Raw genomic sequence first — 16004 nt, 5'->3', positions numbered from 1 at the left:
CGGCGCACAGAGTCTGTGTGGCGGTGCGGGTGCACAAATCCTCGCGCCGTCCTTAGGTTTCTATGCAACGACAGATGGAGAACCCCATGCCCAAGATCACCGGCTACCACGCCCATGTCTATTTCGACGCCGACACTCAGGACACGGCACGGCAGGTCTGTGAAGAGGCCGCGCGTCTGTTTCCCGCTGTCCAGATGGGCCACATGCATGCGCGCAATGTTGGCCCGCATCCGCGATGGAGTTGCCAGCTGGGCTTTCCAGCCGAAGCCTTTGATCAGGTCTTTCCCTGGCTGATCCTGAACCGGCAAGGGCTGACCATTTTCACCCATCCAGAAACCGGCGATCACTTGGCTGATCACCGGGATCGCGCTATCTGGATGGGCGAGATGCTGCCACTTGATCTGTCGATCTTCGATTAAGCCAATTCACGCGCCCGGTCGCGCAGGATGAACTTCTGAATCTTCCCCGTCGACGTCTTGGGCAACGCCCCAAACACAACCGTCTTGGGTGCTTTGAAATGGGCCATATGATCCCGGCAGAAAGCGATGATCTCCGCCTCATTCGCCTCTGCCTGCGGTTTCAATTCAACAAATGCACACGGCGTTTCACCCCATTTCTCATCCGGGCGGGCCACCACCGCCGCCTCCATAACAGCCGGGTGTTTATAAAGCGTATCCTCAACCTCGACCGATGAAATATTCTCGCCGCCCGAGATGATGATGTCCTTGGACCGATCCTTCAGCGCGATGTAGCCATCCGGGTGCATCACGCCCAGATCGCCCGAGGCAAACCACCCGCCTTTGAAGGCTTTGTCTGTCGCCTCAGCGTTCTTGAGATAGCCCTTCATGACAATGTTGCCCTGCATGAATATCTCACCCATGGTTTCGCCATCCGAAGGAACAGGCTCCATGGTTTCAGGGTCTGCGACCATCAAGCCAGACAATGCCACGTATTTCACACCCTGACGCACCTTGAGCGCGGCGCGGTCCTCTGCACCCTTGTCGTTCCATTCGTCCTTCCACGCGCAGACGACGGATGGACCATAAGTCTCGGTCAACCCATAGACATGGGTAACCTCAACACCCATCCCTTCCATCGCTTCGATCACCTTGGCCGGCGGTGGAGCGCCAGCGGTCATCGCCTTGATCTGCTGCGTGAAATCCTTGAGGTGATCCGGTGCATTGGCCAGCATGTTCAGCACGATCGGCGCGCCGCAGAAATGGGTCACACCCTCTTCTCGGAAGGCGCGATAGATCGGTTCGTCCCGTACGGCGCGCAGGCAGACGGAGGTTCCCGCATTGGCCGCCATCGTCCACGGGAAACACCAGCCGTTGCAGTGGAACATCGGCAAGGTCCACAGATAGACCGAATGCTGCGGCATCCCCCAGGTCAGAATGTTCGATGTTGCATTCAGCGCCGCGCCGCGGTGGTGATAGACTACACCTTTGGGGTTGCCGGTGGTGCCCGAGGTATAGTTCAGCGTGATCGCATCCCATTCATCTGCGGGCAAAGACCAGTCGAACTCTGGATCACCCTCGGCCAGCAGACCCTCATAGGTCAGATCTCCCAATCGCTCGCCACCGTCAAAACTGGCGTCTTCGATGTCGATCACCAGAATGTTGTGATCCACCTGCGCTAACGCCTGTTTCACGACGCCTGAAAACTCGGGATCGACCAGCAGAACCTTGGCTTCGGCATGGTTCAGAATGAAGGCGATGATCGGCGCATCCAGCCTCGTGTTGATCGCGTTCAGCACCGCCCCTGCCATGGGCACGCCAAAATGTGCCTCATACAGCTCGGGGATATTGGCCGCGATGATCGAGACTGTATCGCCCACGCCTACGCCACGCGTAGTCAGCGCGCTGGCCAGACGTCGGCTCCGCGCATAGGTTTCTGCCCAGCTATACCGGCGCTCGCCATACACAACGGATGGGTAATCCGGATACACTGCCGCCGTCCGCTCAAGATAGCTCAGCGGAGACAACGGCGTGAAATTCGCCGGGGTTTTATCCAGATGTTGCTGGTAGATAGGTGTGGCTGTCATCCGGCGATCCTCCCAAACTCGTCAGATTGTCGTATTGAGCACAAAGTTTACGTCATAACAAACCCGTATTAATACGCGTTTGAGCTACACTGGAGATATCCTATGGGCTAATCTGGCCCTACTTCACGCGCACCATTCGCGTTGATCTGCAGTATCACGTCACTTTGCGCCCGCCGGGACCTACTGATTCCCCGCGCGCCCCACTTTTGAAAGGACATGTCATGGACGGCACGTTCAACGAAAACGATCTTTCCCGCGTCGTCGAAGCCGACCGCGCCCACCTCTGGCATCACCTGATCCAGCACAAGCCGTTTGAGACCAACGATCCCCGTATCATTGTCGAAGGCAAAGGCATGCGCGTGTGGGACCAAAAGGGCAAAGAGCACCTGGATGCCGTATCAGGCGGTGTCTGGACCGTGAACGTGGGCTATGGCCGCGAATCTATCTGTAAGGCGGTTTATGACCAGCTGATGAAGCTGTGCTACTTCGCCAACACCGCAGGCTCGATCCCCGGTTCGAATTTCGCGGAAATGCTGATCGACAAAATGCCGGGCATGAGCCGCGTGTACTACACCAACTCAGGTTCTGAGGCGAACGAGAAGGCGTTCAAGATGATCCGCCAGATCGCGCACAAGAAATATGGCGGCAAGAAAACCAAGATCCTGTATCGCGACCGCGACTATCACGGCTCCACCCTGGCGACCATGTCGGCAGGTGGTCAGGACGAGCGCACCGCGCAATACGGTCCCTTTGCACCCGATTTTGTGCGCGTGCCTCACTGCATGGAGTACCGCAAGCACGAGCTGGACGGCGCACCGGAAGAGAACTTTGGCGAATGGGCTGCAGATCAGATCGAAGAGGTCATCCTGCGCGAAGGCCCTGACACTGTTGGTGCCCTGTGCCTTGAGCCCGTGACCGCAGGCGGTGGCGTCATCGAAGCGCCTGAAGGCTATTGGCCCCGCGTGCAGGAGATCTGCAAGAAATACGACATCCTGCTGCACATTGACGAGGTTGTCTGCGGCGTAGGTCGGACCGGCACGTGGTTCGGCTACCAGCAGTACGGCATCAAGCCGGACTTCGTGACCATGGCCAAGGGCGTTGCCTCGGGTTATGCCGCGATCGCCTGCATGGTCACCACCGAGGAAGTCTTTGACATGTTCAAAGACGACGCGGCAGACCCGATGAACTATTTCCGTGATATCTCGACCTTTGGCGGCTGCACTGCCGGTCCGGCGGCAGCGGTTGAAAACATGCGCATCATTCAGGATGAAAACCTGCTGCAGAACTGCGTCGACATGGGTGATCGCATGATGGGCAACCTGCAGGCGCTGATGGAAAAGCACAAAGTCATCGGCGACGTGCGCGGCAAGGGTCTGTTCCTTGGCGCCGAGCTGGTAACCGATCGGACCACCAAGGATCCGATGGACGAAAAGCGCGTTCAGGCCGTTGTCGCAGATTGTATGGCGCAGGGCGTCATCATCGGTGCCACCAACCGCTCGATCCCCAGCCGCAACAACACGCTGTGCTTCTCACCGGCGCTGATCGCGACAGCGGACGACATCGATCAGATCACCGACGCCGTAGACGGCGCGCTGGGGCGTGTGTTCGGCTGATCTAGGCAACGAACTACCATTGAACCACATGAAACCCGCCAAATTTCGGCGGGTTTCTTTTCATGAGGACATCAGCCAAGCGTATGAGCTGATGCCAAAGATACTCAATTTTCATTCAAATGGCGGGAAAGAGTCCAAATTGGCCCTGAGCGCCGACGTTTTCTGCTGATGAAACGTCCCAAAATATCCATCTCAAAACTTACCTGCGTCCTATGTTTCAGGAGGTTGGGAGGGAAATCGAATGGCGACGCACGGGTATTGTCTGTGTAAAAGAACGAGCTGGGCCTACCAGGGCAGTCAAACATGGGCATGCTATTGCCACTGCGATGATTGCCGTCGGAATTGTGCCGCGCCGGTGGTTGCCTGGTTAGGCGTGCCGATAGAGAACTTTGAGTGGACCGGCGATAAACCCGGCACTTATGAAAGTTCCAAAGGCGTTTTCAGGCACTTTTGCGGGACGTGCGGATCACCTATTGGATTTGAAGCCGATCATTATCCGGGTGGTATGCACCTTTACGCAGCGTCGCTCGAAAACCCGGAAGATTTCAAACCGACTTTTCACGTCAACAAGCAAAGCAAATTGCCTTGGCTGCAAATGACTGATGATCTCGATGCGTTTGAAGGCACATTGCTACACACCCCTAACGACCCAGACGGATATCGTTAGATGAGGAAGCCACCTGGTTTTCAAGTGGCTGCTTTGCGCTGCCCTGCAGTCATTGATCATGTGTCAATGTAAACATACCCGCCACCGAACACACGCGCACGGATGACAGCGGCAGGTCGGACGCTCGGCTTCACCGTACCAGCTACCGGCCGGGGCGCGGAGAGCTCAGATTACTCACCAAAATTCGGATAGATAAACCCGTTCACCGGGTACGAACTGCCGTAACTGCCCGGCCGGCTTTCAACCCGGACAAGCGTCCAATCATTGTTTTTGGACACGTCCCTCACGCCCATCTGCAACGACACCTTATTCCGGAGCCAGTTTGCGTGGTTCACAATGACTTCCCGCTCGGTGACAATATCGGACACGACAGCCACATGTCCCAGGGGCATCCCTCTGGTGGCCCGAAACGACATCACCGCACCGACCTCCGGTTCATTACCCCGGTCAAATCCATTGCGGGCCTTGCCCCACCAATCCTTGGCATTGCCACGAATTTCGATGCCGCTGAGGTTGCGTGCGTAGGGCACGCACCACACCCTTTGTCCCAGCGCATGTTTTCTTGAGACCTCTTGCAACGCCATGGCCTGACGTTCGGGATCCAAGTCCACCTCATTCGGATTCTTAGCACAGGCCGAGATCAGACTGAAAAGTCCCAAAACAAAGGCAATTCGCGCGACGCCGGGCAGGCGCGACCAGATCGTATCGGTATTGCGTGCGTTGTACTGCAAGAAGGTTCTTTGCCGGTTTGAGTGGTGAAGCAGTTTTAATAATATCTTTAGGAAAAAGAAAAGAGCCCAACTGTTCTCCGGCAGAATATTGCCAGTTCCTGCGCCGCATTCCGACCGTTGGCCGAGCGTGCGGTCACTGATGCAACAGGTTTCCTCACTGTGTCGTCCCTGGGATTCCTGGCAGGCGAAGAGACCGGCACAATGTCATCGGACACATGAACGCCAACCCGTCCTGCAGGTCGACGATCAAGCATCCGCTGGACAGTCGGGTTAGGCAGAATTACTTTGACCGCAACCCAATCCAACAGGAGGTTTGTATCGGATGTCCAAGACACTCTCGATCGCGGCAACTTCAATTCTGTTTTTGTCAACAGCAGCCTATGCACAAGACCAATGCGCTGCCGGCAAAACGCTGACAGACGGCAAATTCACCATCGCAACGGGCAACCCGGCCTACTATCCGTGGGTGATTGATGACGCGCCTGAAAGTGGCGAAGGGTTCGAGGCTGCTGTGGCTTACGCCGTCGCCGAAGAAATGGGGTTCGCGGCCGATGATGTGGTCTGGGTCCGATCCTCGTTCGATGAGGCGATCCAACCCGGCGCCAAGGAATTTGACGTCAACATGCAGCAATACTCGATCACGCCCGAACGGGATCAGGTGGTCGATTTCTCTACCCCTTACTACACCGCCCCGATGGCAGTTCTGGTCAGCCCCAATTCGACCGACACTGCCCCGACGCTTGAAGCGCTGAAAGGTTTGCAATGGGGGGCCGTTGGCTCGACCACGGCGGTGCCAAAACTGGCCAGCATCATCCAACCTGACAGTGATCCGCTGCTTTATGGTGACAATGCTGACGTTAACGCCGCCATGTCGGCCAACCAGATTGATGCGGCCCTGTTCGATCTGCCCACCGCCCTGTTCCTCAGCGCGGTGATGATCGAAGGCTCAAAGGTCATCGGTCAGTTCCCGGCGGATGAAAATGACAATCCGGATCATTTCGGCATGCTGATGGAAGAAGGCAACCCTCTGAAAGCCTGCGTGGACGAGGCGCTGGCGGCACTCGCAGCTAACGGCAAACTGGCCGAAATCGAAGCCGTATGGCTGCAGGACACCACTGGTGTCCCTCTGATCAAGTAACATGGCAGATCATAAGGCGGCGGGGATGACCCGCCGCGAACGGTACGAGGCGCACCAACGACGCAGGTCGTTGGTGATCGCCACGATAAGCACGGTCACAGTTGTGGCCGCGATTTACTTTCTGGTGCCGCTGGCTCCGGGCTGGTCGAAGGTTCAGCAGAGCTTTTTTAACGGCGAGACGCTTGTCAAAACCTTCCCGAAACTGCTTGAGGCGTTTCGGATCAACGTGATGATCTTTTTGTGGTCCGCACCGGCGATCGCCGTGCTTGGCCTGTTGATTGCCTTGGCGCGGGATGCCAAATCACCTGCCCTGTTTCCGCTGCGCATCTTTGGCGCGGCGTTCACCGACATTTTCCGCGGCGTGCCAGTGATCCTGACGGTCTATCTGATCGGCTTCGGCATTCCGGGGCTCGGCCTGCCGCGCCCGTGGAATTCGCCTTACATATGGGGCTCGCTGGCGCTGATCCTGACTTACTCGGCCTATGTGGCTGAAATCTTCCGCTCAGGCATCGACAGCGTCCACCACAGCCAGCGCGCCGCCGCATTATCGCTGGGTCTGTCGGAACGGCAGGTGATGCGCGACGTGGTGCTGCCGCAGGCGATCCGCAACGTGGTGCCCTCACAGATGAACATGCTGATTGCGCTGCAAAAGGATGTCTCGCTGCTCAGCTTTATCGGCCCGGTCGAAATCTTCCGTCAGGCCGGGGTGTTCAAATCGCTGCTGGCGAATTTCACCCCTTATGTGGGGGCTGCGATCATCTTCCTGATCGTCACCATCCCCGCCACCCGCTACGCCGATCACCTGATGGCCCGCCAAATGCGAGAGAGGCGCTGATGCCCAAACTGGAACTTCAGGGCGTGGTGAAACGCTTTGGCGACCGCACGGTCTGTGACGGGATCAACCTGACCGTGGATGAGGGCCAGATGGTCTGCCTGATCGGCGCATCCGGGTCGGGCAAATCCACCCTGCTGCGCTGCATCAACCTGCTGGAACCCATCGAAGACGGCGCAATCTTTCTGGATGGCGAGGATATCTCGATCCCTGGTCTCAACCCGCAATCGGTGCGCGCCCGGATCGGGATCGTGTTCCAAAGCTTTAACCTGTTCCCGCATATGACCGCGCTTGAGAATGTCATGCTCGCACCTCGCCGGGTGCGTGGACTGACCCGCGCCGAATTGCAGCCCGAGGTCGAGGCGCTGTTCGCCCGGTTCGGGCTGTCCGATCGGATGCATAATTACCCTGACCAATTGTCGGGCGGTCAGCAGCAGCGTGTCGCCATCGTGCGCGCCTTGGCCATGCAGCCTGAGGTCATGCTGTTTGATGAGATCACCTCGGCCCTCGATCCCCAACTTGTGGGCGAGGTGCTGGATGTTCTGCTGATGCTGAAGAAACAGGGCATGACGATGGTGATGGCCACGCATGAAATGGGCTTTGCCCGCGAGGCCGCCGACAAGATCTGTTTCCTCGACAGCGGTCGGATCATTGAAGAAGGCCCGCCCGAAGCGGTGTTCGACCACCCTTCGCACCAGACCACGCAGGCCTTTCTGGCGCGGGCGCTGAAGTAAGCGCGCGGGCTCTGAATTCCTGACGATCTGGCCCTCAAGGACTCGACTCTTTGAGGGTCAAGAACATATAAGAACAAATGTAGAACATTTGGGGGTTTTATATGTTCGGCGGGATGCAGCGCCGCATCGTTTCACTCTGGTTTCCCCGGCTGGCAAGCGACCGGGCTTTGCGTGTGCGCCCGGCGGATGGGCCGTTTGTTCTGACGCTGAAACAGAACAATGCAAACCGGGTGTATTGCCTGAATGTGCAGGCCCAGCGGCAAGGCCTGCACAGCGGCATGCCCTATTCCGATGCCCGCGCCTTTTGCCCCGATCTGCAAAGCCATCCTGCCGACCCGCAAGGAGATCAACGGTTTCTGCACGCCCTGCGCCGCTGGGCCACGCGCTATTGCCCCTGGGTCGGGCTCGAGGGTGAGGATGGGCTGGTTCTGGACATCACCGGATCGGCGCATCTTGCGGGCGGGGAAGAGATGATGCTGACCGACATGCGCAGGCGTCTGGCCCGGGCCGGGCTGGCGGTGCAGATCGGTCTGGCCCCGACACGCGGCGCGGCCTGGGCTTTGGCCCATTATGGCGAAGGGGTTGCGACCCAGGATACGCTGAAGGCCATCCGCGCCCTGCCGGTGGCAGCGCTGCGGCTGGATGAGGATACCTCGGTCGCGCTGCAACGGTTGGGCCTGCGCCGGATTGGCGAGCTGGCGCAAACCCCGCGCGCACCGCTGACACGCCGCTTTGGCCCCGAGGTGCTGATGCGGCTGGATCAGGCGCTGGGGGATCAACCCGAACAGATTACCCCGCTGGCCGACCCGCCCCATTACGGCGTGCGCATGACCCTGCCCGAGCCCATTGGGCTGTTGTCCGACATGATGGCCGGGGCGGAACGGCTGCTGGAACGGCTCTGCGACAAGCTGAAAGCGCAGGAAATGGGCGCGCGCAAGCTGTGCATCACCTTGCGCCGGGTGGATCAGGACCACCAGCAGGTCGAACTGCGGCTGGCCCGCCCTCTGCGTGATCCATATCGCATCCTGCCCCTGTTCGAGCGTGGATTGACCGAGGTGGATGCAGGCTTTGGCGTCGATCAACTGCGGCTGGAGGCTACGCTGGTGGAACCCCTGCCGGTGCGCCAGATCAGCCGCGCCGCAAGCCGGGGCAAAGATCAACTGGATGACCTGATCACCCGCATCGGCACCCGGATCGGGTTGGATCAGATCCACCGCCTGCTGCCCGCGCAAAGCCACATCCCCGAACGCAGCTTTATCATCTCGCCCGCCGCCTATTCCGACCCCGCGGGTGGGTGGGTCGCCCTGCGCCCGCGCCCCCTGCAGCTGTTTCCGCCGGAACCCATCGCCGGATCAGGCCCGCACCCGCCGCGCCGCTTTCGCTGGCGGCGCATGTCGCTGACCACAGGCCGCTCAACCGGCCCCGAACGCATCTGCCCCGAATGGTGGCTCGAGGATGAGAACTGGCGCACGGGCTTGCGCGATTACTGGCAGGTTGAAACGCGGCAGGGGCGGCGATTGTGGCTGTATTACACGCCGCAGAATCCGGGATGGTTCGTGCATGGGGAATTCGCATGAGCAAACCGAACCCGCCCAGCTCACACGCGCAGGACCCCGGCTATGCCGAGTTGTGCGTGACCACAAATTTCACCTTCCTGACCGGAGCCTCGCACCCAGAAGAGCTGGTAACCCGCGCGGCAGAGCTGGGCCTGAAAGCCATCGCGATCACCGACCGAAACTCTCTGGCTGGGGTGGTCCGGGGCTGGAACGCGTTGAAAGAGCTGCGGCGCGAGGCGGAAGGCGCGGTTCAAATCCGCTCGCAACACCGGCTCGATTCCTCATCCCGGCAAGAGGTCGGGCATGTGCACCCGATCGACAAACCGGACGTACCCGCCCTGCCCAAGCTGATCGTTGGCTGCCGTCTGGTTCTGCGCGACAGCGCGGTGCACTGGCTGGCCCTGCCCCGCGACCGCGCCGCCTATCAGCGGCTGACCCGGTTGCTGACGCTGGGCAAGCGACGGGCCGAGAAAGGCGACTGTCATCTGGATTTGAAAGACATGCTGGCGGCCTGTCAGGGGATGATCCTGATTGCGCTGCCTCAGGCAGGGTTGAAACAGGCCATCCCCGATATTCAGACCGTCCGGCGGCAATTCCCCAATGCGGTGTTTCTGGGGGCCGTGCCGCGTTATGACGGCAGTGACCGGGCCTATCTGGCGGCCTGTGCGCAGGCGGCGCTGCGGGCCTCGGCCCCCATGGTGGCGGTGGGCGATGTGCTGATGCACCGTGGCAACCGCCGCCAACTGGCCGATGTGCTGACCTGCATGCGCGAACACATCACGATTGACCAGATCGGTACCCGCGCCCTGCCCAATGCCGAGCGGCGGCTGAAAGGCTACGCGGATATGGCCCGGCTGTTTCAGGACCACCCCGGCGCGCTGCGCCGCACGCTGGAAATCGCCGACCGCTGCAGCTTTGACCTGAGCGAGCTGTCTTATGAATACCCCGACGAGATCGCCAGTACCGAGACCCCGCTGGCGCGACTGGAACGTCTGGCGCGCGAGGGGTTGAAACGGCGCTATCCGGGTGGCCCGCCCGAGCGTGCGCTGCAATTGATGCAGAAAGAGCTGGCGCTGGTCGCCGATCTGGATTTCCCGGCCTATTTCCTGACCGTGCATGACATTGTGCAATTCGCCCGCTCGCAAGGCATTCTGTGTCAGGGGCGCGGATCAGCCGCCAATTCGATCCTGTGTTATCTGCTGGGCATCACCGATGTCAGCCCCGACATGATCGCCATGGTGTTCGAGCGTTTTGTCTCGAAGTACCGGGGTGAGCCGCCGGATATCGATGTGGATTTCGAACACGAGCGGCGCGAAGAGGTGATCCAGTGGATTTATGAGAAATATGGCCGCCACCGCGCGGGCCTCTGTGCCACGGTCATCCATTTCCGATCTCGCGCGGCAATCCGCGAGGTGGGCAAGGTGATGGGCCTGTCTCAGGACGTCACCGCGGGCCTGTCCGGCCAGATCTGGGGGATGAGCAATGGCGGCGTTGATGCCGAGAGGTTGCAGGAACTGGGCCTCGACCTCAAGGACCGACGCCTGATGCAGACGGTTCGCCTGATTGGCGAGATCATCGGCTTCCCCCGCCACCTGTCGCAGCATGTGGGCGGGTTTGTCATCACCAAGCAGCGGCTGGATGAGCTCTGCCCGATCGAAAACGCCGCGATGGAAGACCGCACCGTGATCGAATGGGACAAGGATGACATCGACGCGCTTGGCATTCTGAAGGTGGATATATTGGGGCTGGGGATGCTCAGCTGTATCCGCAAGGCGTTTGACCTGATGCAACAGCACAACAGCGAAACCCTCAGCATCGCGACCGTCCCGCAAGAGGACACGGCGACCTACGACATGCTCTGCGCCGCTGATGCGGTGGGCGTGTTTCAGGTCGAAAGCCGGGCACAGATGAATTTCCTGCCCCGGATGAGGCCGCGTGAATTCTACGATCTGGTGATCGAGGTCGCCATCGTTCGCCCCGGCCCCATTCAGGGCGATATGGTGCAGCCCTATATCCGACGGCGCAACGGGCTGGAAAAATCCGAACCCTTCGGTCCCGCCTTGGAAGAGGTGACGCGGCGCACGCTGGGCGTGCCGCTGTTTCAGGAACAGGCCCTGCAAATCGCCGTGGTTGGTGCAGGGTTTTCGGCGGAAGAGGCGGATCACCTGCGCCGCTCGCTGGCCTCATTCCGGCGCATGGGGACCATTGGCACTTATCGCGACAAGTTCATCGCAGGGATGCTGAACAATGGCTATACGCCCGAAGTCGCCGACCGCTGCTTTGGCCAGATCGAAGGCTTTGCCGATTACGGCTTTCCCGAAAGCCACGCAGCGGCTTTTGCCATGCTGGCCTATGTCTCGGCCTGGATGAAATGCCACCACCCGGCGATCTTTGCCTGCGCGCTGCTGAATTCGCAGCCCATGGGGTTTTACGCGCCTGCCCAAATCGTGCGCGACGCGCGCGAGCATGGGGTCGAGATCCGCCCAGTCTGCGTAAACGCCTCGACCTGGGACAATCTGCTGGAACGTCGTGCTGACGGGGCGCTGGCCCTGCGGCTGGGCTTTCGCCAGATCAAAGGGTTCAAGCAGGAGGACGCAGATTGGATCGTGGCTGCGCGGGGCAATGGCTATCCGGACCCCGAAACGCTGTGGCTGCGCGCAGGGCTGCGCCCGGATGTTCTGACCCGTCTGGCCGAGGCGGATGCGTTCTCCGGCATGGACCTGACCCGGCGCGACGCCCTGTGGCATGTCAAAGCCATCCGCAGCCGAACCGCCCTGCCGCTGTTCAATGACCCCATCGATGGCGAGAGCATCAACGAGCCGCAGGTCAACCTGCCGGTGATGCATCTGGGCGAGGAGGTTGTCGAAGACTACGTCTCGACCCGTCTGACCCTACGCTCGCACCCGATGGAGCTGTTGCGCCCGTCCCTGCCCGGCCTTGTGCCGCATGCCACGCTGCAGGACATCCCGCTGGGCCGCTACAGCGTCTGCGGGTTGGTGATTACGCGCCAGCGACCGGGAACTGCCTCGGGCGTGATCTTTCTGACGCTCGAGGATGAAACCGGGGTCAGCAATGTGGTTGTCTGGCCCAAGGTCTATGAACGCTTTCGCCGCATCGTGATGGGCGGGCGGTTGCTGCAGGTCCGCGGGTATCTGCAGCGCGAGGGGATCGTCGTGCATCTGATCGCGCAGGAAATCACCGATATGTCGCATAAACTGTCCGAGCTTGGGCATCCGCTGGACGAGGCCATCGGCATCACCCAACCGCAAGCGGATGACACCCCGCGCCCCCGGCAGAACGGCCCAAGCGCGCGCCATCCGCGCGAACAGGCCAAGCGGCTGTTCCCAAGCCGGGATTTTCACTAGAACCCGCGCCATCATAAGGCCAGTTTCAAAGAAACATCCGGCTAGCGTGATCCGACCGCCTCTTTCCCTTGCCCTTGCCCGCAATATGTTGCACCACACACGGGTTCAAACCCGGTGAACGGGCCAAAGGATAAGGACAAGGCGCATGGCTGACGGATCGATCGACATCAACGCAAAACCCACCGAGGACATTTCGGTTCGCGAGGTGTTTGGCATTGACAGCGATATGGCAGTCAAAGGCTTTGCCGAACGCAGCGACCGCGTGCCGGTGATCGACCCGACCTACAAGTTCGACCCCGAGACCACGTTGGCGATTCTTGCGGGCTTTACCCATAACCGCCGGGTGATGATTCAGGGCTATCACGGCACGGGGAAATCGACTCATATCGAACAGGTCGCAGCGCGTCTGAACTGGCCCGCCGTTCGCGTCAACCTCGACAGCCATATCAGCCGGATCGACCTGATTGGTAAGGACGCGATCAAACTGCGCGACGGCAAGCAGGTCACTGAATTCCACGAAGGCATCCTGCCCTGGGCGCTGCGCAACCCCGTTGCCATCGTCTTCGACGAATACGACGCAGGCCGTGCGGATGTGATGTTCGTGATCCAGCGCGTGCTGGAACATGACGGCAAACTGACCTTGCTGGACCAGAACGAGATCATCACACCGAACCCGAACTTCCGCCTGTTTGCGACGGCCAACACCGTCGGTCTGGGCGACACCACCGGCCTCTATCACGGTACACAGCAGATCAACCAGGCGCAGATGGACCGCTGGTCTCTGGTTTCGACGCTGAACTATCTCAGCCACGATGCCGAGACTATGATCGTTCTGTCGAAAGCGCCGCATTACAACACCGCCGAGGGCCGCAAGACCGTCAGCCAGATGGTCACCGTCGCCGACCTGACCCGGACCGCCTTCATGAACGGCGATCTGTCCACCGTGATGAGCCCCCGGACCGTGATCAACTGGGCCCAAAACGCAGAAATCTTCCGCAACATCGGCTATGCCTTCCGCCTGTCGTTCCTGAACAAATGTGACGAGCTAGAGCGCCAGACGGTTGCCGAGTTCTATCAGCGCTGCTTTGATGAGGAACTGCCGGAAAGCGCGGCGAGCGCGAGCTTGGGCTAAGCAATATGAATTGCGCCCTCCGGGGCGCAATACCTCCGGCGGAGGTATTTTTGGCCAGATGAAGGGGGATCCGGTTTCGCATTGATGCGGCGGGTCACTGCAACACAAAGGGCGATTGAACATGGTGCAGAAGAACGACAATCCTGCTGATCCGTTCAAGAAGGCTCTGGCCGAGGCTACTAAAGTTATGGCCGACGACCCCGAATTGTCGGTGAGCTACACTGTTGATCCATCGGGCCTGTCGGGCGAGTCGATGCGTTTGCCGCAGGTCTCACGCCGGATGACGCGCGAAGAGGTTCTGTTGGCGCGCGGGACGGCAGACGCGTTAGCTTTACAACGCAAATATCATGATGACGCGACCCATGCGCGATATGCCCCTCCGGGTGATATGGCACGGGATCTTTATGAGGCGATGGAGACCGCCCGGTGCGAGGCGATGGGTGCGCGGGACATGCCCGGCACCGCGTCGAATATCGACGTCAAGATCGGGCATGAGGCGATCCGGCGCGGCTATGATCAGTGCAAACAGCCTGCGGATGCGCCATTGGCTGTGGCGGCGGGTTATCTGATCCGGCATCTGGCCACCGGGCGCGACATGCCGCCTGCCGCCGAGAATGTCATGAACCTGTGGCGCGGATTTATCGAGGAACAGGCCGGCGGGACGCTGGAAAATCTTGACGAAATCCTCTCGGACCAGGCCGAATTTGCCAAATTCGCCCGACAGATGATCAAAGATCTGGGTTACGGCGATCAGCTGGGTGATGACCCGGATGAACTGGACGACGAACAGGAAGATCAGGCCGAAGATGACGCCGAAGAGCAGCCCGATCCCGACAGCACCGGGCAGGATGATCAGGACGAACAGGACGCCGATGCAACCCCTGAACAAACTCAGGAAGAACAGCAGGACCAGTCTCAGGCTCAGGTCTCGATGGACGAGATGGCCGAGGATGAGATGGGTGATGAGGCTGAAATGCCCGAGGGCGAGGCTCCGCTAGAACCGCCAGCCCCGCCACCTGCGTCGGAGGCGGACCCGGATTACAAGGTCTATCTGAACACCCACGACGAAGAGATCGCAGCTGAAGATCTGGCCGAACCGGCCGAGCTGGAACGCCTTCGCGCCTATCTGGACCAGCAGTTGGAGCCCTTGAAGGGCGCGGTCAGCCGTCTCGCCAACAAGCTGCAACGCCGCTTGCAGGCACAGCAGAACCGGTCTTGGGAATTCGACCGCGAGGAAGGCATTCTGGATGCCGGACGTCTGGCGCGCGTCGTGGCCAACCCGACCACGCCACTAAGCTTCAAGGTCGAAAAAGATACCGAATTCCGCGATACGGTGGTGACGCTGCTTCTGGACAATTCCGGCTCGATGCGCGGACGTCCGATTTCGATCGCCGCGATCTGCGCGGATGTTCTGGCCCGAACGCTGGAACGCTGCAACGTCAAGGTCGAGATTCTGGGCTTTACCACCCGCGCGTGGAAAGGCGGTCAGGCGCGTGAGGCGTGGCTGAACGATGGCCGCCCGCAGCAACCGGGGCGTCTGAACGACCTGCGCCATATCATCTACAAGGGCGCCGATGCCCCATGGCGGCGTGCGCGGCCCAATCTGGGGCTGATGATGAAAGAAGGCCTGCTGAAGGAAAACATCGACGGTGAAGCTCTGGAATGGGCGCATCGCCGGATGCTTGCCCGGCGCGAGGCACGCAAGATCCTGATGGTGATCTCGGATGGCGCTCCGGTCGATGATTCAACGCTCAGCGTGAACCCGGCGAACTATCTGGAAAAACACCTGCGCGACGTGATTGCGATGGTGGAAAAACGCAAGATGGTGGAATTGCTGGCCATAGGGATCGGCCATGACGTGACCCGCTATTATGACCGCGCCGTCACGATCACCGATGTCGAGCAGCTTGCAGGTGCCATGACCGAGCAGTTGGCCGCGCTGTTCGACAGCGACCCCCGCGCCCGAGCGCGTGTGATGGGGATGAAGCGGGCCAGTTGACGGCCCTGCTTCGACGGTGCAGACTTAGTGCCATCCAAGCCAGTTTTTGCACCGCTGAAGTCGACTTTGCTTATGGTGGCGTAACGGATAGCGCATAAGCGCTATATCGAAGGGCAGGAACATTATTCGTTCTCCTGTTTATCTGCTTGGATAGTGTCCCAACCCTGCCCGGCCTGCTTGTAGCTGGTCCTGA

At 60.0% G+C, this 16004-nt stretch carries 12 protein-coding genes; 10 read left to right on the top strand and 2 right to left on the bottom strand.

The window, feature by feature from the left end; genetic code table 11:
* Positions 1–86: 86 nt before the first annotated feature.
* Positions 87–419 (top strand): DOPA 4,5-dioxygenase family protein, encoded by a 333-nt coding sequence (locus ACR0KC_RS18390; protein ID WP_170402428.1) that lies wholly within the window; start codon positions 87–89, stop codon positions 417–419.
* Here ACR0KC_RS18390 and ACR0KC_RS18385 read toward each other — a convergent pair.
* Positions 416–2044: an acyl-CoA synthetase gene (locus ACR0KC_RS18385; protein ID WP_480772111.1), complete on the bottom strand. Its 1629-nt coding sequence runs from the start codon at positions 2042–2044 to the stop codon at positions 416–418. The two genes, ACR0KC_RS18390 and ACR0KC_RS18385, sit on opposite strands and share 4 nt — an antisense overlap.
* Positions 2045–2265: 221 nt before the next feature.
* Between ACR0KC_RS18385 and ACR0KC_RS18380 the strand changes: the two genes are divergently transcribed.
* Positions 2266–3657: an aminotransferase class III-fold pyridoxal phosphate-dependent enzyme gene (locus ACR0KC_RS18380; protein WP_170392687.1), complete on the top strand. Its 1392-nt coding sequence runs from the start codon at positions 2266–2268 to the stop codon at positions 3655–3657.
* A gap of 241 nt (positions 3658–3898) precedes the next feature.
* Positions 3899–4324 carry a GFA family protein gene (locus ACR0KC_RS18375; protein WP_223116959.1) on the top strand — a complete coding sequence of 142 codons (426 nt, stop codon included), beginning with the start codon at positions 3899–3901 and terminating at the stop codon, positions 4322–4324.
* 170 nt (positions 4325–4494) lie between these two features.
* On the opposite strand, the gene ACR0KC_RS18370 is transcribed toward ACR0KC_RS18375, so the two are convergent.
* Positions 4495–5055, bottom strand: a complete 561-nt coding sequence (locus ACR0KC_RS18370; protein WP_480772110.1) for a CHAP domain-containing protein — start codon at positions 5053–5055, stop codon at positions 4495–4497.
* A 322-nt stretch (positions 5056–5377) separates the two neighbouring features.
* Between ACR0KC_RS18370 and ACR0KC_RS18365 the strand changes: the two genes are divergently transcribed.
* The 7 genes from ACR0KC_RS18365 to cobT all read left to right on the top strand — a co-directional run bounded on the left by ACR0KC_RS18365 (position 5378) and on the right by cobT (position 15811).
* Positions 5378–6193: an ABC transporter substrate-binding protein gene (locus tag ACR0KC_RS18365; RefSeq protein WP_480707364.1), complete on the top strand. Its 816-nt coding sequence runs from the start codon at positions 5378–5380 to the stop codon at positions 6191–6193.
* 1 nt (position 6194) lies between these two features.
* Positions 6195–7028: an amino acid ABC transporter permease gene (locus tag ACR0KC_RS18360; RefSeq protein WP_010437538.1), complete on the top strand. Its 834-nt coding sequence runs from the start codon at positions 6195–6197 to the stop codon at positions 7026–7028.
* Positions 7028–7759 carry an amino acid ABC transporter ATP-binding protein gene (locus tag ACR0KC_RS18355; protein WP_480707363.1) on the top strand — a complete coding sequence of 244 codons (732 nt, stop codon included), beginning with the start codon at positions 7028–7030 and terminating at the stop codon, positions 7757–7759. The genes ACR0KC_RS18360 and ACR0KC_RS18355 overlap by 1 nt, the downstream gene beginning before the upstream one ends.
* 101 nt (positions 7760–7860) lie before the next feature.
* Complete coding sequence (locus tag ACR0KC_RS18350; RefSeq protein WP_480707362.1) at positions 7861–9336, top strand: Y-family DNA polymerase; 1476 nt, start codon at positions 7861–7863, stop codon at positions 9334–9336.
* Entirely contained in the window at positions 9333–12680 is a 3348-nt protein-coding gene (locus ACR0KC_RS18345; protein ID WP_480772108.1) for an error-prone DNA polymerase, read from the top strand. Before ACR0KC_RS18350 ends, ACR0KC_RS18345 begins: the two co-directional genes overlap by 4 nt.
* Before the next feature lie 145 nt (positions 12681–12825).
* Positions 12826–13812: a cobaltochelatase subunit CobS gene (gene cobS, locus ACR0KC_RS18340; protein WP_010437533.1), complete on the top strand. Its 987-nt coding sequence runs from the start codon at positions 12826–12828 to the stop codon at positions 13810–13812.
* Between the two features lie 121 nt (positions 13813–13933).
* A complete protein-coding gene (gene cobT, locus ACR0KC_RS18335; RefSeq protein WP_170513326.1) occupies positions 13934–15811 on the top strand; it encodes a cobaltochelatase subunit CobT in 1878 nt (625 codons plus the stop codon).
* Positions 15812–16004 lie beyond the last annotated feature (193 nt).

The sequence above is a fragment of the Ruegeria sp. CF3 genome, from assembly GCF_056537365.1.
The sequence above is the reverse complement of the archived record's forward strand: the minus strand, read 5'-3'. Positions and strand labels throughout refer to the sequence as shown.